Below are 18901 nucleotides of genomic sequence, written 5' to 3'. Positions count from 1 at the left end.
GGGCCCGACTGTAACATTGATGACACCGAAGGCGCCTTTCAACGCGCCCGAATGCACGGGGCTGCCATGATTGACCTTTCCCTGATCCTGGCCTGTCTCTGGCTGGTTCTGGCCAATGTGATCGCGATGTTTCCCACCCGCGACAAACATATCCGCGCGGCGATGATGCTGGTGGTGATCGGCATCCCGCTGCTGGGCTGGGTGACATGGAGCAACGGCCCGGTCTGGGGCCTTGTCTTCCTGATCGGGGGCGCGAGTGTGATGCGCTGGCCGCTGATCTGGTTCTGGCGCTCGATGCGCAGAACGGGCTGAGCCGGAAAGCCATATTCCGGACAAAGCTCCTGGCAATAGTGTGGCCAGCGTCCAGCCTGGGGTCCGTCATGCCGCTCTCCTATGTTATCCCGGTCTCAGTCGCGATGCTGTTGCTGGTGGTGATCCCCTTTGTCAGAGGGGAGGCCTCTGGCATTGCGCTGCGGCTGATCCTGATCCTCTGTATTGTGGCGCTGCCCCCGGCGATTGCAGCGCTCGAGGCGCGCAATATCATCGACTTCTTCGCGATCTGGATACTTGTGCTGCTGGCACCCCTCGTGTGGCTCATGAACGGTGGAGGCGCCGGGGGGAGAGGCCGCGACGGCACCGGCGAGGGCCTGCTTGTCCAGGCCCTGCCATGGCTGCCCCTGGTGGCGCTTGGAGCGGTCGTGGTTGTTGTGATGGTGCGGAAACTCCTGCAGATCCGGGCAAAACGCCGCCAGGGCTGATCTGCAGGCGGCGCTGATCCATGGGCACCCCCTTGCGCAAAGCCGGGCTTCGCGGATAGCTGAGCCCCATGACACATGCTCTGGCTCTCCCCACCCCGCGCGGCCCGCTGACCGCTGATCGCCCGCTTGCCGACCTGACCTGGCTTCGGGTCGGCGGCCCGGCGGACTGGTTCTTCCAGCCGGCGGATGAGCCGGATCTGGCCGAATTTCTGCGCGCGTTGCCCCCGGAGATTGCGGTCTTCCCGATGGGGGTGGGGTCGAACCTGATCGTGCGCGATGGCGGGCTGCGTGCTGTGGTGATCCGGCTCGGACGCGGGTTCAACGGGATTGAAATCGAGGGTGACCGGGTGATTGCCGGTGCCGCAGCACTTGACGCGCATGTCGCGAAAAAGGCGGCCGAGGCCGGGCGGGATCTGACCTTCCTGCGCACCATTCCCGGCAGTATCGGCGGCGCGGTCAGGATGAATGCGGGCTGTTACGGGCTATATGTTGCCGATCACCTGGAGGAGGTGAAGATCATCACCCGCCAGGGCGAGACGAAGGTTCTGCCGGCGGCGGAGCTGAACCTGCGCTACCGCCAGTCGGACCTGCCGGAGGGCGCCGTGCTGATCTCGGCCACCTTCCGCGCACCCGAAGGCGACCCCGGGGCGCTGGCCGCGCGGATGGCAGAGCAGCTCGCGAAACGTGACGCCTCGCAGCCCACGAAAGAGCGCACGGCGGGCTCGACCTTCCGCAATCCGGCCGGGTTTTCCTCGACGGGCCGGGCGGATGACAGCCATGAGCTGAAGGCCTGGAAGCTGATTGATGACGCCGGAATGCGCGGCGCATCGGTCGGCGCGGCGCAGATGTCGCCGATGCATGCCAATTTCATGATCAATACCGGTGGCGCTACGGCCACGGATCTCGAATCACTTGGGGAAGAAGTGCGAAAAAAGGTGTTCCAATCCAGCGGGATCACGCTAGAATGGGAAATCATGCGGGTTGGCGAACCAGGTCGCTGACAAGAGTCAAGGCCCTGGATCCAGGCATGTGATCCGGGTAACAAAGCGGCGATAAAGCCGGGAATAACAAAAAGGGGTCAGCAAGACCCCGAGAGGCAGTAAATGGCGGCGGGATCGGGCAGATTTCCCCGCGTGGCGGTTCTGAAAGGTGGCATGTCTGCCGAGAGAGAGGTCTCCCTCTCCTCGGGTGCGGAATGTGCGACGGCGCTGCGTGAGGCGGGTTATGAGGTGATCGAGGTCGATGCCGGCCGCGATCTGGCCGCGCGCCTGACCGAGCTGCGCCCGGATGCCGTGTTCAATGCGCTTCATGGCCGCTGGGGCGAAGATGGCTGCGTCCAGGGCATTCTTGAATGGCTGCGCATCCCCTATACCCATTCCGGCCTGCTGGCCTCCTCACTCGCGATGGACAAGACCCGCTCGAAAGAAGTGTTTCGCGCCGCTGGCCTGCCGGTGGTCGAAAGCGTGATCGCGTCGCGCGACGCGGTCGAGGCCGGTCATGTGCTGCCGCCGCCCTATGTTGTGAAGCCGAATAATGAAGGCTCCTCGGTCGGGGTCTATCTGGTCCATCCCGGATCGAATGCGCCGCGTCTGGCGGAAACCATGCCCGAGATGGTGATGGTCGAGACCTATGTTCCGGGCCGCGAGATGACGGTTGCCGTGATGGGGGATCGCGCGCTTGGCGTGACCGATATCGTCACCGATGGCTGGTATGACTATGATGCGAAATACAAGGCGGGTGGCTCACGCCATGTGATCCCGGCGGATCTGCCGCAAGAGATCTCTGACGCCTGTCTCGACATCGCGGTGAAGGCGCATCGGGCGCTTGGCTGCCGTGGCCTGTCGCGCGCCGATTACCGCTGGGATGAAAGCCGTGGCCTTGCGGGGCTGATCCTTCTTGAGGTCAATACCCAGCCGGGCATGACACCGACCTCGCTCGCGCCCGAACAGGCGGCGTATCAGGGGATTTCCTTCCCCGAACTCTGCTCCTGGCTGGTCGAGGACGCGTCATGCGATCGCTGATCCCCTTCCGCCTGCGCCCCGCGCGCCATGGCCGCCAGCCGGGGTTCGGTCGCGCCGAGCCGCCGCTGACGCGCCAGAAGGTGGCGCATGATCCGTCGCCCTCGCTCTGGGCCTACCGGATGCAGCGGGTGATGCTGACGCCTTACCTGCGCGCTTTCCTGCGGGTCGGGCTGCCGGTTCTTGCGGTGGCGGCGATGGCCGGCGTCTATATGTCGGGCGAAGACCGCCGCAACAGCGTGGTCCAGGTCTTCACCGACCTGCGTGAGAAATTCCAGAGCCGCCCGGAATTCATGGTGACGCTGGTCTCGATCGAGGGTTCCTCGGTCGAGCTGGCGGATGCCGTGCGCGCGCGGCTGGATCTGAACCTGCCGCAAAGCTCGTTTGACCTGGATCTCGAAGCCGCCCGCGCCCGGGTGGTCGAGCTTGATGCCGTCAAGGGGGTGGAATTGCGGGTGCGGTCGGGCGGCGTGCTTTCGGTTCTGATCACCGAACGCCAGCCTGTCCTCGTCTGGCGCCAGGCCTCGGGGCTCTCGCTGGTTGACGAGACCGGTCACCGGGTCGCAGGCCTTTTTGAACGGGCTGACCGCGACGACCTGCCGCTGATCGCGGGCGAGGGGGCGGATGCCGCAGCCCCTGAGGCGCTGGAGATCCTTGCCGCCGCCGGGCCGATTGCGCCCCGGATCCGGGGTCTTGTCCGGATGGGCGAGCGCCGCTGGGATATCGTGCTGGATCGCGGCCAGCGCATTCTTTTGCCCGAAGACCGTCCGGTGCGCGCGCTGGAACGTCTGCTGGCGCTGGATCAGGCGCAGGACATGCTCGCCCGCGATCTGGTGGCTGTCGATCTGCGGCTGCCGAACCGTCCGACCCTGCGCCTCACCACCTATGCGATGAACGAGCTTCGTCGCGCCAAAGGCCTTCAGCCCCTGCCCGAAACCGTGGAGACCGAATTGTGACCGACCTCTACCAGACCCAACGCGTCATGCGGAACATGCGCCGGGCTGCCATGCAGCGGGGCGTGATTGCCATTCTTGATGTGGGCACTTCGAAAATTGCCTGCCTCATCCTGAAATTCGACGGCGAAGCCCGTCTGCGCGAGGTCGAGGGCGTCGGCCCGATGGCCGGCCAGTCGAAATTCCGCATCATCGGCGCCGCCACCACCCGCTCGCGCGGGGTGCGGTTCGGCGAGATTTCGGTGATGAACGAGACCGAGCGCGCCATCCGCACCGCCGTCCAGGCGGCGCAGAAAATGGCGAATGTCCGTGTCGATCACGTGATCGCCTGTTTCTCGGGCGCCGAGCCGCGCTCTTACGGGCTGGCGGGCGAGATCGATCTTGAAGACAATGTCGTCACCGAACATGACATCGCCCGCGTGCTCGCGTCCTGCGATGTGCCCGATATCGGGCCGGGTCGTGAAGTACTGCATGCGCAGCCGGTGAATTTCGCGCTGGATCACCGCTCGGGTCTTGCCGATCCGCGCGGCCAGATCGGCAACCGGCTGGCCTGCGACATGCACCTTCTGTCGGTGGAAGATTCCGCGATTCAGAACCTGCTTTACTGCATCCAGCGCTGTGATCTGGAACTGGCGGGGATCGCGTCTTCTGCCTATGTCTCGGCGATCTCTTCGCTGGTCGAAGATGAGCAGGAACTGGGCGCCGCCTGTATCGATCTGGGCGGCGGTGCGACCGGCGTCTCGATCTTCATGAAGAAACACATGATCTATGCCGATTCTGTGCGGATGGGCGGCGATCACGTCACGGCGGATATTTCCAAAGGGCTTTATATCCCGGCGGCCGATGCCGAAAAGATCAAGACCCGGCATGGCGGCCTCTTTGCCACGGGCATGGATGACCGCGAGATGATCGAGCTGGGCGGCGAAAGCGGCGACTGGGAGAAAGACCGGCGCCGCATCTCGCGCACCGAGCTGATCGGCATCATGCGCCCCCGTGTCGAGGAGATCCTCGAAGAGGCGCGCACGGTGCTGGATGCGGCAGGCTTCGACCATCTGCCCTCGCAGCAGATCGTGCTGACGGGCGGCGGCAGCCAGATCCCGGGGCTTGATATGCTCGCGAACCGCATCCTCGGGCAGCGCGTCCGTCTGGGCCGCCCCTTGCGGGTCCAGGGGCTGCCGCAGGCTGCGACCGGGCCGGCTTTTGCCTCGGCGGTGGGGCTTTGCCTCTTTGCGGCACATCCGCAGGATGAGTGGTGGGATTTTGAAGTTCCCGCTGAACGTTATCCGGCCAGGTCTTTGCGCAGGGCATTCAGATGGTTCAAGGACAACTGGTAACCCCAGGATACAGCGTCACTCGCGAAATCCCGCCGATCGGGGCAGGAAATACCCCATATTTTGTGGGATTAAGTTATTTTTTCCGTGACCTCCCTGGCCGATGTCGATAGACTCGGAAGTCAAATCGGTATGCCGCGCCCCGGGACGGGCAGGGCAAAGCCGAAAAGAATATCTCGGCGTAACGATCACAAAAACGGCTCATTAAGGTTTACGGGCGATAACCTTGATGTTGACCTGGGAAAAAACGGACAGGCGGAACCATGGCACTCAATCTGACGATGGCGAACCAGCGTGAAGAGCTGAAGCCGCGCATTACCGTGTTTGGTGTGGGCGGGGCAGGCGGCAATGCGGTCAATAATATGATCGACAAGCAGCTTGAAGGCGTCGAATTCGTCGTGGCGAATACCGATGCCCAGGCGCTGCAGCAGTCCATGGCCCATGCCAGGATCCAGATGGGCCTGAAGGTGACCGAGGGGCTTGGCGCAGGGGCGCGTCCGTCGGTTGGGGCCGCCGCCGCCGAAGAAACCATCGAAGAGATTGTCGACCATCTGGCCGGCGCGCATATGTGCTTCATCACCGCCGGTATGGGCGGCGGAACAGGCACGGGCGCGGCGCCGATCATCGCGCAGGCCGCGCGTGAGCTGGGCGTGCTGACCGTCGGCGTCGTGACCAAGCCCTTCTCGTTTGAAGGCGGCAAGCGCATGCGTCAGGCCGAAGAGGGTATCGAGGCGCTGCAAAAGGTCGTCGATACGCTGATCATCATTCCGAACCAGAATCTGTTCCGTCTGGCAAATGACCGCACCACCTTTACCGAAGCCTTCGCGATGGCCGATGATGTCCTGTATCAGGGTGTCAAAGGGGTGACCGATCTGATGGTCCGCCCGGGCATCATCAATCTCGACTTCGCCGATGTCCGTTCGGTGATGGATGAGATGGGCAAGGCGATGATGGGGACGGGCGAGGCCGATGGCGATGACCGCGCTGTTCAGGCCGCCGAAAAGGCGATTGCCAACCCGCTCCTTGATGAAATCAGCCTCAATGGCGCCAAAGGCGTGCTGATCTCGATCACCGGCGGCCATGACCTGACCCTGTTCGAACTGGACGAAGCCGCGAATATCATCCGCGAGAAAGTCGATCCGGAAGCCAATATCATCGTCGGCTCGACGCTGGACAATACGATGGAAGGGCGCATCCGCGTCTCGGTCGTGGCCACCGGCATCGACGCGGGGCAGCAGCTGAAGCCCGAACAACCCCTGACGCGTCGCCCGATGGCGCAGCCGCTGCAACTGCAGCCGGGCCATGGCGCCGGTCACAGCGATGTGCCGGATGTGGCCTTCGTGCCAGCCGCCTCCGCACCGCAGCAGAACTGGCAGCCCGCCGCGCAGCAACCGATGTCGCACGCCCCGGCCGCACCGCAACCCGTTGCGCATCAGCCGGCTCCGCAGCCTGCGGCCTATGCTCCGGCACCGCCCCAGGGCTACGCGCCCGCTCCGGCCTATGCGCCCGCCCAGCCTGCTGCGGCGCCGCGTAGCGCGCATACCGAAGATCTTTTCGGCGCCGGCGAGTCCCATGGCCATGATTTCGAGCCGCGCTATGAGAACGAAGACCACCACGGCCACGTGAATGACGTGCCGCCGCCGGTCTATCGTCCGCGCCCGACCGCCGGCCAGGCCGGTATGACCTCGGCCCGTCCGACGCCTGCCTCGATCGAAGCCGAAGCCGGGTCCTTCGTCGCACCGCGTCCGCATGTGCCCGGCACGCCGACCCCGGCTGCGCTGGCCCGTCTGGCCAATGCGGTGCAGAAAAACCCGCGTCAGGCGCAGCCGCAGCCGCAGCCGCTTGCCCAGGAACCTGCGCAGGCCGCGCGCCCGCGCTTTGGCATCGGCTCGCTGATCAACCGCATGGCCGGCCATCTTGAAAGTGGCACCCAGGCCGAGCGCAGCCCGGCCCAGTCGCATCGCCAACAACCTCCGGTCACCGCCTATGATGACGAAGGCGAGACCGGCAACGATCAGGACAAGATCGAGATTCCTGCGTTCCTCAGAAGACAGGCCAACTGAAACGAGCAGAATCCTATGTTACAAAGGGGCCGGGAAACCGGCCCTTTTTCTTTTGAAATCATCGCCTTGCCGCAGTCGCAAACAGTGTCACAAACCGTTGCAAAAGGTGAATTGTGATCCCCCTCACCATTTACTAACTAATCTTAACGAAGGCGTGGGGTTTCTCCCAGGGCCCGGAATGCGGCGGACCCGTTCTGATTGTCCTGATGCAGGACCAGACGGCGAGAGAAAGAGGCACCAGGGTGCAAAACACACTGAACACGGCAGTCAGCTTCAGCGGCGTGGGTCTCCACACCGGGCAGTCTGCGCGCATGACGGTGCGCCCGGCTCCGGCCGATCACGGCATCTGGTTCCGCCGCACCGATATTCTGGCCGGAACCAGCGGGCTGCGCGCCGATATCCCGGCGATCTGGTCGGCGGTGACGCCATCGCGGCTTTGCACCTTTGTCGAGAATGCCGATGGAGTTTCGGTCTCGACCATCGAACATCTGACCGCGGCCCTTGCCGGCTGCGCGATCCATAACGCGCTGATCGAGATCGACGGCGGCGAAGTGCCGATCCTTGACGGCTCGGCCGAACCTTTCGTGCAGGGTTTTCTGGCAGCCGGCATCCGCGAACAGGCCTCGGAAATCCGCGCCATCCGTGTGTTGAAACCGGTTGAAGTGCGCGAAGGCGAGGCGATTGCCCGTCTCGAGCCCGCCGATATGCTGGAAATCGATTTCCGCATCGAATTTGCCGAGGCCGCCATCGGCACCCAGGAACGGCATCTGCGCATGTCGAACGGTGCTTTCGTGCGCGAATTGTCCGACAGCCGCACCTTCTGCCGTCAGGCCGATGTCGATGCGATGCGCGAGCGTGGTCTCGCGCTTGGCGGCACGCTGGACAATGCCGTTGTGTTTGACGGTGACCGTGTGGTTTCGCCCGGCGGTCTGCGCCATGAGGACGAGCCGGTGCGCCATAAGATGCTCGATGCTGTGGGCGATCTGTCGCTTGCCGGCGGTCCGATTCTCGGGCGCTACACCGGCATTCGTGCAGGTCACGCGCTGACCAATCGCCTCCTGCGCGCGCTGTTCTCAGACCCGGCCAATTTCCGGATCGAGGAATGCAGCAGCGGCATCGGCGGGAAACTGCCTGGAATCGGCGTTCATCGCGGCGATCTGCCGTCCTCGCGCCGCCGCGCGGCCTGATTGCGGGCGATGGAGTGACCGGACCGGCCTTGCAAACTGGCTCAGCCGGCTCTCCCACCTCGCAGGCAGGCGGCTTTATGGCGGATAAGAAAGGCATTTTGCGCAACCGATTTTTCTGTGCTAGGACACAGGCAAATCGCCAGGATGAGCCTCGGGTAAACCGGGTCCATCGGTCTGGGGCAGGGGGTTATCCCGGTCGCGACGTGGCGGATCCGGGCAAGGAAGTCAGGTTTGGATAAGCGGAAGATGGCAGGCAAGGGACCGGGATCAGGCATTCCGGCGCTGAAGATCGGGGCAGTCTTGCTGCTCACGGTGTCGCTTTCGGCCTGCGGTGGCGGCAAAGCCTCAAAGACCGAGTCGCTCGAGGCCCTCAATGCCGAGGAAATCTACCGCAAGGGCGAGCTGGAGCTGGAAACAGCCCGCCGCGCCGGTGATTCCCTGATGTATTTCCAGGAAGTCGAACGGCTCTATCCCTATTCGGAATTCGCCCGCCGCGCCCTGATCATGCAGGCTTTCGTCAATCACAAGACGAAGAAATACGAAGAGGCCCGCGCCGCGGCGCAGCGCTTCCTCGATTTCTACCCCGATGATGAAGATGCGCCCTATGCGGCCTATCTGATGGCGCTCAGCTATTATGATCAGATCGAGGATGTCGGCCGCGACCAGGGCCTGACTTATCAGGCGCTGGTATCCCTGCGCGATGTGATCGAACGCTATCCGGACAGCGAATACAGCACTTCGGCGATCATGAAATTCGATCTCGCCTTCGACCATCTCGCGGCGAAGGAAATGGAGATCGGGCGCTATTATCTCAAGCGCCGTCACTACACCGCCGCGCTGAACCGCTTCCGCACCGTGGTGCAGGATTACCAGACCACGACCCATACCGCCGAGGCGCTCTATCGTCTGATCGAATGCTATCTGGCGCTTGGCTTCGAAGCCGAGGCGCAGACCGCCGGTGCGATACTCGGCTATAACTACCAGTCCTCGCCCTTCTACCAGGACGGCTATGATCTGCTGAAAGGCAAAGGCCTCTCGCCCGAGGTCAAGGGCGACAGCTGGCTGTCGAAGGCCTATCGTCAGATGGTCCGTGGCGAATGGCTGTAACGGTCGGGCAGGGGGCGTGATGCGTCCCCGCCGATCAAGGCCAGTCCTCAAATGCTGATCCTGTCATGCTGATCTCGCTCGACATTCGCGACATTCTGATCATTGACCGCCTCACGCTGGATCTCGGCGCGGGGCTCAATGTGCTGACCGGCGAGACCGGGGCGGGCAAGTCGATTCTGCTTGATGCGCTTGGCATGGTGCTGGGCTGGAAGGGCCGCGCCGATCTGGTGCGGCAGGGCGCCGACCGCGGCGAGGTCACGGCCATTTTCGATCTGCCCGCCGGGCATCCGGCCCATGCGATCCTCGAAGAGGCCGGCGTGGAAACCGAGGGCGAGCTTATTCTGCGTCGTCTGGCCCATGCCGATGGTCGCCGCCAGGCCTGGGCCAATGACCGCCGCGTCTCGGCCGAGGTGCTGCGGGGGCTGTCGGAAACGCTCGTTGAACTGCACGGCCAGCATGACGATCGCGGGCTCCTGAACCCGCGCGGACACCGGGCCTTGCTCGATCTCTTTGGCAGCCTTGATCTCGCAACCCTGCGCGGGCTCTGGACGGCGCGCCGCAGCGCGCGCGAGGCGATCGTGGCGGCTGAGGCGCAGATTGCCCGGGCCAAGACCGAAGAGGATTTTCTGCGCCATGCCGTGGCCGAGCTGGAAAAGCTCGCGCCCGAACCGGGCGAAGAAGCGGCACTGGATGCGAAGCGGCGGCTGATGCAGGCTGCGGGCCGCATCCGCGAAGATGTCGCCAAGGCGCTTGGGGCCTTGTCGGAAGAGGGCGCCGAGGGCCGGATGCGCGACGCCACCCGCTGGCTCGAGGCGGCGGCAGACAAGGCGGCGGGCCGTCTTGACGAGGCGCTGGCCGCGCTGTCCCGCGCGATGATCGAGCTTTCCGAGGCACAATCCGGGGTAGAGGCCGCGCTGCATGCGCTGGATTTCGACCCGGCGGCGCTCGAATCTGCCGAAGAGCGGCTCTTCGCGATCCGCGCGGCCTCGCGCAAATATGGCATCCCGGCGGATGATCTCGCGCGTCACAGCGCCGATCTCTCCGCCCGCCTCGCGGCGCTTGATGCGGGCGAGGCCGGGCTGGGCCGCCTCGCTGCGGCTCTGGCCAAAGCCGATGCCGATTATCAGGCCGAGGCTGCCCGCGTCACGGGCCTGCGGCAGCGGGCGGCCGAGCGGCTCGATGCCGCGATGGCCGCCGAGCTCGCGCCCTTGAAGATGGAGCGCGCGGTGTTTCGCAGCGTGATCACCGGCGCTGATCCTGGCCCCGATGGCCAGGATCAGGTCACCTTCACCGTGGCAACCAACCCGGGCGCGCCGCCGGGCCCCCTGAACAAAATCGCCTCCGGGGGCGAGCTGTCGCGCTTTCTCCTCGCGCTGAAAGTCTGCCTCACCGGCGGCGCGACCGGCCTTACGCTGATCTTTGACGAGATCGACCGCGGTGTCGGCGGCGCCACCGCCGATGCGGTCGGCCGGCGCCTGCGCGCGCTTGCCGATGAGGCCCAGGTGCTGGTCGTCACCCATTCGCCCCAGGTCGCGGCCCTTGGCGCACATCACTGGCGGGTGGAAAAGCGGGTCGAAAACAACGTCACCCTCTCAACCGTGGTGGCGCTCTCCGACATCGAGCGCGTCGAGGAAATCGCCCGCATGATCTCGGGTGATACCATTTCCGACGCCGCCCGCGAGGCCGCGCGCAGCCTGATCAGCGCCTGATCTCCCCTGACGCAACGTCAGACATGCAGCCCGCAACCAACGGCTTTGCCGGGCTGAGGGTTCTCGCCGCAGGGCCGCGCTGCTATCTTGCGCCCGGGAGGCCCTTATCCGTCGGAGCCAGAACATGACTGCCCTCAAATCCATTCTGACCGCCTGGCGTCTGCCGGTGATCTTTCCCTCGCAGGAGGCCTTCGAGCGCCGGTTGCGCCGCAAAGGCTGAGCCAGGCCCCGAGGCCGGAGCCGGCCACAGGTCTGCAGTGAGGCGCGGGCTTGCAGTAAGGGGCGGGCTCGCAGTAAGGAAGGGCACCGCCGCCAACCCTGTGCCCATCGGAGTGCGCCCATGAAAGCCGCCGTCATCACCTTTCCCGGCTCGAATTGCGACCGTGACCTTGCCGTTGCTTTTGAAAAGGCCGGCTTCGATGTCACCCGCGTCTGGCACAAGGACAGTGACCTTCCGGCGGGCACCGATATTGTCGGCGTCCCGGGTGGGTTCTCATACGGCGATTACCTGCGCTGCGGCGCCATCGCGGCCCAGTCGCCGATCTCGGCGGCGGTCAAAACCCATACCGAGCGCGGCGGTTACGCCATCGGCATCTGCAACGGTTTCCAGATCCTGACCGAGATGCGGCTTTTGCCCGGTGTGCTGATGCGCAACAAGGGCCTGCAATATATCTGCCGCACCATCACGCTGAAGGTCGCGACCACCCAATCGGCCTTTACCGCAAATTACCGGAAAGACGACGAAATCCGCGTCCCGATCGCGCATCACGACGGCAATTACACCGTGGATGACGCGACGCTGGCGGCGCTGAAGGCCGAGGACCGTATCGCCTTTACCTATGGCGACAATCCGAATGGCTCGATGGGCGATATCGCCGGTGTCCTGTCAGAGAACCGCCGCGTGCTGGGCATGATGCCGCATCCTGAACGCGCTTTCGAGCCGCTGCACGGGTCGAAAGACGGCGCGGCGCTTTTCGCCTCGCTCATGGGCGGGTTGGCGCTGGCCTGACCCCCATCGCCTTGAGGCAACCCGGCGCGGCGCCTATTTTAGCGCAATGTTTCGCAGCGAGAGCACACAGCCGAATGACAAGCCACAGGGTCTTCCCTGGCGGGTAAAGCTTGTCATCCTGGCGCTGGTTGTAGCGGCCATTGGCGTGGTGCTGGTCTCGAATCGCTGGCTGACCGAGCGGTTTACCGAAACCAACCGCAACCGCTCGGATGTGCGGCTTGCGCTTTATTCCGGCAACCTTGTCTCGGAACTGCAGCGCACCTCGGTGGTGCCTTTGCTGCTGGCGCGCGACCCCGATCTGATCGCGGCACTGAAAGACGGGAACTTCTCGCGCACCTCGGCCAAACTGATCGCGCTCCAGGCGGAAATCGGCGTGGCGGCGATCCGGCTTCTCGATATCGATGGCCGCGTGGTGGGCGCGACCAACCGCAATATCCTGGGGTCGAACTTCCGCCAGGAAGGCTATTTCGTTGATGCGCAACGCACCAATGAGACGATCTTCACCTCAAGCCCGCGGGAATCGGGCGGCTATGATTTCAGCTACAGCCGGGCGATCCGCTCGGATGGCAAGATCCTCGGCGTCATCGTCGTCTCGGTCGATCTGCTGAAATATGAGCGCGCCTGGTCGGGGCTGAATGACGCGGTGGTGGTCACGAATTCCGAAGGCACCGTCATTCTGACCACAGTGCCCTCCTGGCGTGGCCGCCCGCTGAATGAGGCCATGGCCCGTGGCGAACCCGTAAGCGCGTTTGAACGCGCGATCCAGGCCTCGACCGACTGGGCAAGGCCGCGCACCGACGCCTGGATGCAGGGCGATCCGGTGATGAAGACCGAGGCGCGTATTCCGTTCCGCGGCTGGCGCATCGTGACTTTCACCGATTACACCCAGGTCCGCGAAAGGGTGAATGGTATCCTCGCGCTTGAGATCATGGGGTTCGCGATCCTGATGTCGATTGCGTTCTACTTCCTGACGCGGCGGGCCTGGTCGCGCTCCTGGTCGCTGGCCCGCGAATCGGCGGAACTGCGGGCGCTGAATGTGCGGCTGCAACGCGAGATCGCCGAGCGCGAAAAGGTCGAGGCGAACCTTCAGGTTGCCGAGCAGACGCTGGAGCAATCGTCGAAACTGGCGGTTCTGGGCGAGATGTCGGCGGCGGTCAGCCATGAGCTGAACCAGCCTCTGGCGGCGATGAAGACCTATCTCGCCGGCGCGCGGCTGTTGTTGCAGCGCAAGCGGCCGGAAGAGGCGCTGTCGTCTTTCCAGCGGATCGATGATCTGATCGACCGGATGGGATCGATCACCCGCCAGCTTAAATCCTATGCCCGCAAAGGCGGCGAGGCCTTCGAGCCGGTGGATCTGCGCGCCTGTGTCTCCTCGGCGCTGGCGATGATGGAGCCGCAGCTGAAAAGCCGCGTCGTCAAAATCGTGCGCGGCATGCCGCGCCAGCCCGTCATGGTGATGGCAGACCGGATCCGGCTGGAACAGGTGATCATCAATCTCCTCCGCAACGCGCTCGACGCGCTGCGCGAGGTTCCCAATCCGCAGATCGAATTGCTGCTCGCCGCCGGCGAGACGGCGACACTGACGGTGCGCGACAACGGGCCGGGGATCATCGATCTCGATAATCTGTTCGAGCCTTTCTACACGACGAAGAAACCCGGCGAAGGCGTGGGGCTCGGCCTCGCGATCTCATCCGGGATTGTGACCGATCTGGGCGGCCGGCTGACCGCCCATAATGGCGAAGCGCAGGATGGGGCGCAGGGAGGCGCTGTCTTCGAGATGCAGCTCCCGATCCTTGGCGACGCAAGACAAGCAGCAGAATGAGGTCTATATGGCACGCGCGATGAAAGTGGCGATCGTGGATGACGAGGCGGATATGCGCGCATCGATCAGCCAGTGGCTGGCGCTCTCGGGCTTTGACACCGAGACCTATCCTTCGGCGGAAGATGCGCTGAAATCCATCGGCGCGGATTTTTCCGGCGTCGTGGTGTCGGATATCAAGATGCCCGGCATGGATGGGATGGCGTTTCTGAAGAAACTGATGAGCCTCGATTCCGGCCTGCCGGTGATCATGATCACCGGGCACGGCGATGTGCCGATGGCGGTGGAGGCGATGCGGGTCGGCGCCTTCGATTTCCTGGAAAAGCCGTTCAACCCGGACCGGATGACGGAACTGGCGAAAAAGGCGACCCATGCGCGGCGGATGACACTGGACAGCCGGGCGCTGCGCCGCGAGCTGGCCGATGGCACCACGATCATGCAAAAGCTGGTCGGCACCTCGCCGGCGATGGAGCGGTTGCGCGAGGATATCCTCGATCTCGGCCAGGCCGACAGCCATGTCCTGATCGATGGCGAGACCGGCACCGGCAAAACCCTTGTCGCCCATGCGCTGCATGCGGTGGGGCCGCGCGCCTCGAAAAAATTCGTGACGATCTCCTGCGCGGCCTGGTCCGAGGATCAGCTTTCCGCCAAACTCTTTGGCCCGGGCGAGGATGGCGCGATCCCGCTGGTCGAAGAGGCGCGGGGCGGCACGCTCCTGCTGGAAGATATCGAAGCGCTGAGCCAGGGCCTGCAGGCGCGGCTTCTGACCTTCATCAACGATCAGGGCCTGCCGCCCGAAACCCGGATCATCGCGATCCGCAACCAGCAGGCGCAGGATCTGACTCTGGAACAGGCTTTGCGCCCCGATCTCTTCTACCGGCTGGGCGCGATGACCATCGTTCTGCCGCCTTTGCGGGCGCGCGGCGAGGATATCCTTCAGCTCTTCACCCGGCTCTCCGAGCAGTTTTCCGAAGAATATGGCTGTGATGCGCCCCAGGTCACCGCGCAGGAGGCGGCGCAGCTGTTGCAGGCCCCCTGGCCGGGCAATGTGCGCCAGCTGGTGAATATCGCCGAACGTGCGGTCTTGCAGAACCGTCGCGGCTCCGGCTCGATTGCATCCCTGCTGATGGCCGATAACGAAGCTTCGGGCCCGGCGATGACCACTGAAGGCAAGCCGCTGAAGGAATATGTCGAAGCGTTTGAGCGCATGCTGATCGACAATACGATGCGCCGCCATAAGGGCTCGATCGTGGCGGTGATGGAAGAGCTTTGCCTGCCGCGCCGCACGCTGAATGAGAAAATGGCGAAATATAACCTGCAGCGTTCGGATTATACCTGAACGCCGCGCGCTTTGCCGGCTGCGGATGCCTCCGGCGGGAGTATTTGGATCAAGAGGAAATGGGGCTTCCTCTTGATTTAAATACTCCGGGGGAGGCGCCCGGTACGGGCGACGGGGGCAGCGCCCCCTCTCTTTGGGCAGGTGTCATATGCCGGGCGAGAGATTTTCATTGCCCTTCAGTCAGCTTTGATCGTAAGTTGCCCGCTATGGCCGTTTTGTAACGGTCAAAGAAATTCTCTCCCCTTTGCGGGGCATGGCGCGGCGTTCCGCGCCGCCCCATGACCGGGAGCCGGATCGGCCGTAAGGCTGTGCACATTGCCAGATGGACCAGCGCTTCCCCATGAAGTGCCTGTCTGGCCAGTAAGGTGGGGGCCTGAACCCCCAGGACGTAACCGCGATGAGGCGCGTGAGCAGTGTAACGATTGGCGATACCGGCCTGATTGGCCGGCTGAGCCCGTTCGCGCCCGCCGTCCGCGCTCAGACAAGCCGCCCCGAACCGTATGATCTGCTCTCCGGCCCTGTCTCAGGGCCGCCGGGGGTCTTTATGCCACCGGGGCGCAATGGAAAAACATGGCTAAGAAGATGCTTATCGACGCCACCCATCCCGAGGAGACCCGGGTTGTTGTGGTGGACGGAAACAAAGTTGAAGAATTTGACTTTGAAACAATAAACAAGCGCCAGCTCGCGGGGAATATCTACCTCGCCAAGGTGACGCGGGTGGAGCCTTCGCTCCAGGCGGCCTTTGTGGATTATGGTGGAAACCGCCACGGCTTCCTCGCTTTTGCCGAGATCCATCCGGATTACTACCAGATCCCGGTTGCGGACCGCCAGGCGCTCCTCGCCGAAGAACGCGCTATGGCGCGTGAGGAAGAGGAAGAGGACAACCGTCGTGCCCGCCGTCGCAAGCCGGCGCCCCGGGCCGAGCGCGCGCCCGCCGATCCCAGCGTTTCGGCGCCGTTGGCAGGTGAGGCTGTGGCCTCGCACAGCGAGATGGATGTGATCGATCTCTCGGCCGGTGAGGGCGAGGAGGGCGCTTCCGCTCTTGCGGTTGCTGAGGGCCTGGTCTCGACCGGGGCCGATGCTGTCGCGCCGTCCGAAGAGGCTGCGGTCGAACAGGCTGCCGGTAACGGTGATGCCGGTGAAGCTGAGGCGGGCGAAGACGATGCGGGCGAAGACGATGCGGGCGACGAGGCCCGTGGCGATGACGCGCCTGGGGATGATCATGAAGATCATGATCACAGCGAGCATGATCATGGCGATCATGACCATCACGCCGCTGCCAGCGCCGATGAGATCGAGACCATCGCGGAAGAGGATGTCTCGGAAGAGATCGCCGCCCCGCGCCGGTCGCGCCTGCGCAAATACAAGATCCAGGAAGTGGTCAAGGTCCGGCAGATCATGCTGGTTCAGGTCGTCAAGGAAGAGCGCGGCAACAAGGGCGCGGCGCTGACCACCTATCTCTCGCTTGCCGGCCGTTACTGCGTGCTGATGCCGAACACCGCGCGGGGCGGTGGCATCTCGCGCAAGATCACCCAGGCGGCCGACCGTAAGAAGCTGAAGGAAATCGCGGGCGAGCTGGAGGTGCCGGAAGGCGCGGGCCTCATCATCCGCACCGCCGGGGCCAAGCGCACCAAGCCGGAGATCCGGCGCGACTATGAATATCTGATGCGGCTCTGGGAACAGATCCGCGACCTGACTTTGCGCTCGGTCGCGCCTGCCGCGATCTATGAGGAAGGTGATCTGATCAAACGCACCATTCGCGACCTCTACAGCCGCGAGATCGACGAAGTGCTGGTCGAGGGCGAGGCGGGCTACCGTTCCGCCAAAGACTTCATGCGGATGATCATGCCGGCGCATGCGAAACAGGTGAAGCTCTATAACGAGCCGATGCCGCTCTTCGCGCGTTTCCAGGTCGAGAGCTATCTCGGCGGCATGTTCAACCCGGTCGTGCAGCTGAAATCCGGCGGCTATATCGTCATCGGCATCACCGAGGCGCTGGTCGCCATCGATGTAAACTCGGGCCGGGCGACGAAAGAGGGATCCATCGAGGATACCGCGCTCAAGACCAACCTTGAGGCCTGTGACGAGGTCGCCCGCCAGCTGCGTCTGCGCGATCTGGCCGGGCTGATCGTGATCGACTTCATCGACATGGAAGAGCGGCGCAACAACGCCTCAGTCGAGAAGCGGCTGAAAGACCGGCTGAAAACCGACCGTGCGCGGATCCAGGTTGGCCGGATCTCGGGCTTTGGCCTGATGGAAATGTCGCGCCAGCGGCTGCGTCCGGGCATGCTGGAATCGACCACGCAGCCCTGCTCGCATTGCCATGGCACCGGGCTGATCCGTTCGGATGACAGCATGGCCCTTACGATCCTGCGCGCACTGGAAGAAGAGGGCACGCGCAAGCGCTCGAAAGAGGTGCTGCTGAAGGCGCCGATTGGCATCGTCAACTATCTCTTCAACCATAAGCGCGAACATATCGGGCTGATCGAATCCCGCTACGGTATGGCAGTGCGGATGGAGGCCGACCCGGCCCTCGTCTCGCCCGATTTCGAGCTGGAGAAGTTCAAGACCGCGACCCGCAGCCTGCCCGAGCCGAGCCAGGTCATCTCCGGCCATGCCGGGCTGATGGGCGATCTGGTCGAGGAGGAAGACGAGGATCTGGTCGACGAGATCCTGGACGAGGAAGAAGAGGTCGCGGAAGAGGCAGCTGCGGTTGCGGCGCCAGTCCGGGCCGAGCCTGTGGCGGAAGGCGGAGAAGGGGGCGGCAAGAAGAAGCGCCGTCGTCGTCGCCGTCGTCGGGGTGGCCGTGATGGTCAGGGCGCCGAGGGCAGCTCTGATGCGGGCGACGAGTCGGATGAAGAAGGCTCGGATGAGGATGACGCTGACGGCACCGATGCGGAGACCGCAGCCGGTGACGTGAGCGATGCTGTGGCGCCAGAAGCCGCAGCGCCGGCGAAACCGAAGCGGGCGACGCGGTCGCGGTCGAAATCCGCGGCGGCAAAGGCTGCTGCAGCGGCGGCCGATGCGGCAGAGACTGTGGTGGTTGTGGCTGAAACCGCTGTGACTGATCCGGTCGTGGCTGGCGAAGCTGTGGCCTCTGAGGCGGAGGCTCCTGCCGCCGCCCCGGCACCGAAGCGCCGCAGCCGGGCAAAAGCCAGCGCAGCGGTTGTCGGGGGGGAACCCGCTCCTGAGGCCGTCGCTTTGGAGGCCGGTGCTGCTGAAGCCGGTGCTGCTGAGCCGGCATCCGGGAAGAAGCCCGCGCGCAGCCGTGCAGCGGCGAAGCCGAAAGCCGCAGGCAGCCGGTCGCGGTCGAAGAAAGCCGATGAGGCCGAAGTCGCAGGTGTTGAGGTTGCGGGGGCTGAGGTTGCAGCGGTTGAGGCCGCACCGGCGGAAGCCGCGCCCGAGGCGCCCGTAGGTGGCCCGGCTGAGGCCTCTCCGGCACTGGTTCCGGCGAGGATGGCGGCAGATCCTGGCATTGCCGGTGTGGCGGATGCGGGTGAGGCCCCGGTCACTGATGCCGGTCTGGCCGATGACGCGGAAGGCGATGATGACCGCCCGCGCAAAAAAGGCTGGTGGTCGCAGGGCCGCTGATCCGCGCAGAGATTAAA

At 64.3% G+C, this 18901-nt stretch carries 14 protein-coding genes; all 14 read left to right on the top strand.

Annotated features, from left to right (window positions below):
• Positions 1 to 66: 66 nt before the first annotated feature.
• Entirely contained in the window at positions 67 to 312 is a 246-nt protein-coding gene (locus JC607_RS21870; RefSeq protein ID WP_233093075.1) for a DUF2484 family protein, read from the top strand.
• 68 nt (positions 313 to 380) lie between these two features.
• The gene (locus JC607_RS21865; protein WP_198838894.1) at positions 381 to 758 is read left to right on the top strand and encodes a hypothetical protein; all 378 of its coding nucleotides are present in this window, start codon (positions 381 to 383) and stop codon (positions 756 to 758) included.
• Between the two features lie 68 nt (positions 759 to 826).
• A complete protein-coding gene (gene murB, locus JC607_RS21860; protein ID WP_198838893.1) occupies positions 827 to 1759 on the top strand; it encodes a UDP-N-acetylmuramate dehydrogenase in 933 nt (310 codons plus the stop codon).
• Positions 1760 to 1861: 102 nt separating this feature from the next.
• Positions 1862 to 2779 carry a D-alanine--D-alanine ligase gene (locus tag JC607_RS21855; RefSeq protein WP_198838892.1) on the top strand — a complete coding sequence of 306 codons (918 nt, stop codon included), beginning with the start codon at positions 1862 to 1864 and terminating at the stop codon, positions 2777 to 2779.
• On the top strand, positions 2767 to 3732 hold the full coding sequence (locus JC607_RS21850) for a cell division protein FtsQ/DivIB (RefSeq protein ID WP_198838891.1): 966 nt from the start codon (positions 2767 to 2769) through the stop codon (positions 3730 to 3732). Before JC607_RS21855 ends, JC607_RS21850 begins: the two co-directional genes overlap by 13 nt.
• On the top strand, positions 3729 to 5063 hold the full coding sequence (gene ftsA / locus JC607_RS21845) for a cell division protein FtsA (protein ID WP_092898394.1): 1335 nt from the start codon (positions 3729 to 3731) through the stop codon (positions 5061 to 5063). Before JC607_RS21850 ends, ftsA begins: the two co-directional genes overlap by 4 nt.
• A 260-nt stretch (positions 5064 to 5323) precedes the next feature.
• Entirely contained in the window at positions 5324 to 7123 is a 1800-nt protein-coding gene (gene ftsZ, locus JC607_RS21840) for a cell division protein FtsZ (protein WP_198838890.1), read from the top strand.
• A gap of 242 nt (positions 7124 to 7365) precedes the next feature.
• On the top strand, positions 7366 to 8310 hold the full coding sequence (gene lpxC / locus JC607_RS21835; protein WP_198838889.1) for a UDP-3-O-acyl-N-acetylglucosamine deacetylase: 945 nt from the start codon (positions 7366 to 7368) through the stop codon (positions 8308 to 8310).
• A 246-nt stretch (positions 8311 to 8556) separates the two neighbouring features.
• Positions 8557 to 9417, top strand: a complete 861-nt coding sequence (locus tag JC607_RS21830; RefSeq protein WP_198838888.1) for an outer membrane protein assembly factor BamD — start codon at positions 8557 to 8559, stop codon at positions 9415 to 9417.
• Between the two features lie 65 nt (positions 9418 to 9482).
• Entirely contained in the window at positions 9483 to 11126 is a 1644-nt protein-coding gene (gene recN, locus JC607_RS21825; protein ID WP_198838887.1) for a DNA repair protein RecN, read from the top strand.
• 340 nt (positions 11127 to 11466) lie between these two features.
• Positions 11467 to 12135, top strand: coding sequence for a phosphoribosylformylglycinamidine synthase subunit PurQ (purQ, locus tag JC607_RS21820; RefSeq protein WP_198838886.1), 669 nt, complete (start codon positions 11467 to 11469; stop codon positions 12133 to 12135).
• Positions 12136 to 12181: 46 nt separating this feature from the next.
• Positions 12182 to 13957, top strand: coding sequence for an ATP-binding protein (locus tag JC607_RS21815; protein WP_198838885.1), 1776 nt, complete (start codon positions 12182 to 12184; stop codon positions 13955 to 13957).
• Between the two features lie 7 nt (positions 13958 to 13964).
• Complete coding sequence (locus JC607_RS21810; RefSeq protein ID WP_092901798.1) at positions 13965 to 15293, top strand: sigma-54 dependent transcriptional regulator; 1329 nt, start codon at positions 13965 to 13967, stop codon at positions 15291 to 15293.
• Between the two features lie 570 nt (positions 15294 to 15863).
• Complete coding sequence (locus JC607_RS21805) at positions 15864 to 18884, top strand: ribonuclease E/G (protein WP_198838884.1); 3021 nt, start codon at positions 15864 to 15866, stop codon at positions 18882 to 18884.
• Positions 18885 to 18901: the final 17 nt, after the last annotated feature.

It is taken from the genome of Paracoccus sp. IB05, from assembly GCF_016405985.1.
Taxonomy (GTDB): domain Bacteria; phylum Pseudomonadota; class Alphaproteobacteria; order Rhodobacterales; family Rhodobacteraceae; genus Pseudogemmobacter.
The sequence above is the reverse complement of the archived record's forward strand: the minus strand, read 5'-3'. Positions and strand labels throughout refer to the sequence as shown.

Bases quoted from the DNA above. Each gene is read 5' to 3' on its own strand.
- JC607_RS21870 (WP_233093075.1), top strand. From the start codon at position 67: ATGATTGACCTTTCCCTGATCCTGGCCTGTCTCTGGCTGGTTCTGGCC.
- JC607_RS21865 (WP_198838894.1), top strand. From the start codon at position 381: ATGCCGCTCTCCTATGTTATCCCGGTCTCAGTCGCGATGCTGTTGCTG.
- murB (WP_198838893.1), top strand. From the start codon at position 827: ATGACACATGCTCTGGCTCTCCCCACCCCGCGCGGCCCGCTGACCGCT.
- JC607_RS21855 (WP_198838892.1), top strand. From the start codon at position 1,862: ATGGCGGCGGGATCGGGCAGATTTCCCCGCGTGGCGGTTCTGAAAGGT.
- JC607_RS21850 (WP_198838891.1), top strand. From the start codon at position 2,767: ATGCGATCGCTGATCCCCTTCCGCCTGCGCCCCGCGCGCCATGGCCGC.
- ftsZ (WP_198838890.1), top strand. From the start codon at position 5,324: ATGGCACTCAATCTGACGATGGCGAACCAGCGTGAAGAGCTGAAGCCG.
- JC607_RS21830 (WP_198838888.1), top strand. From the start codon at position 8,557: ATGGCAGGCAAGGGACCGGGATCAGGCATTCCGGCGCTGAAGATCGGG.
- recN (WP_198838887.1), top strand. From the start codon at position 9,483: ATGCTGATCTCGCTCGACATTCGCGACATTCTGATCATTGACCGCCTC.
- purQ (WP_198838886.1), top strand. From the start codon at position 11,467: ATGAAAGCCGCCGTCATCACCTTTCCCGGCTCGAATTGCGACCGTGAC.
- JC607_RS21815 (WP_198838885.1), top strand. From the start codon at position 12,182: ATGTTTCGCAGCGAGAGCACACAGCCGAATGACAAGCCACAGGGTCTT.
- JC607_RS21810 (WP_092901798.1), top strand. From the start codon at position 13,965: ATGGCACGCGCGATGAAAGTGGCGATCGTGGATGACGAGGCGGATATG.
- JC607_RS21805 (WP_198838884.1), top strand. From the start codon at position 15,864: ATGGCTAAGAAGATGCTTATCGACGCCACCCATCCCGAGGAGACCCGG.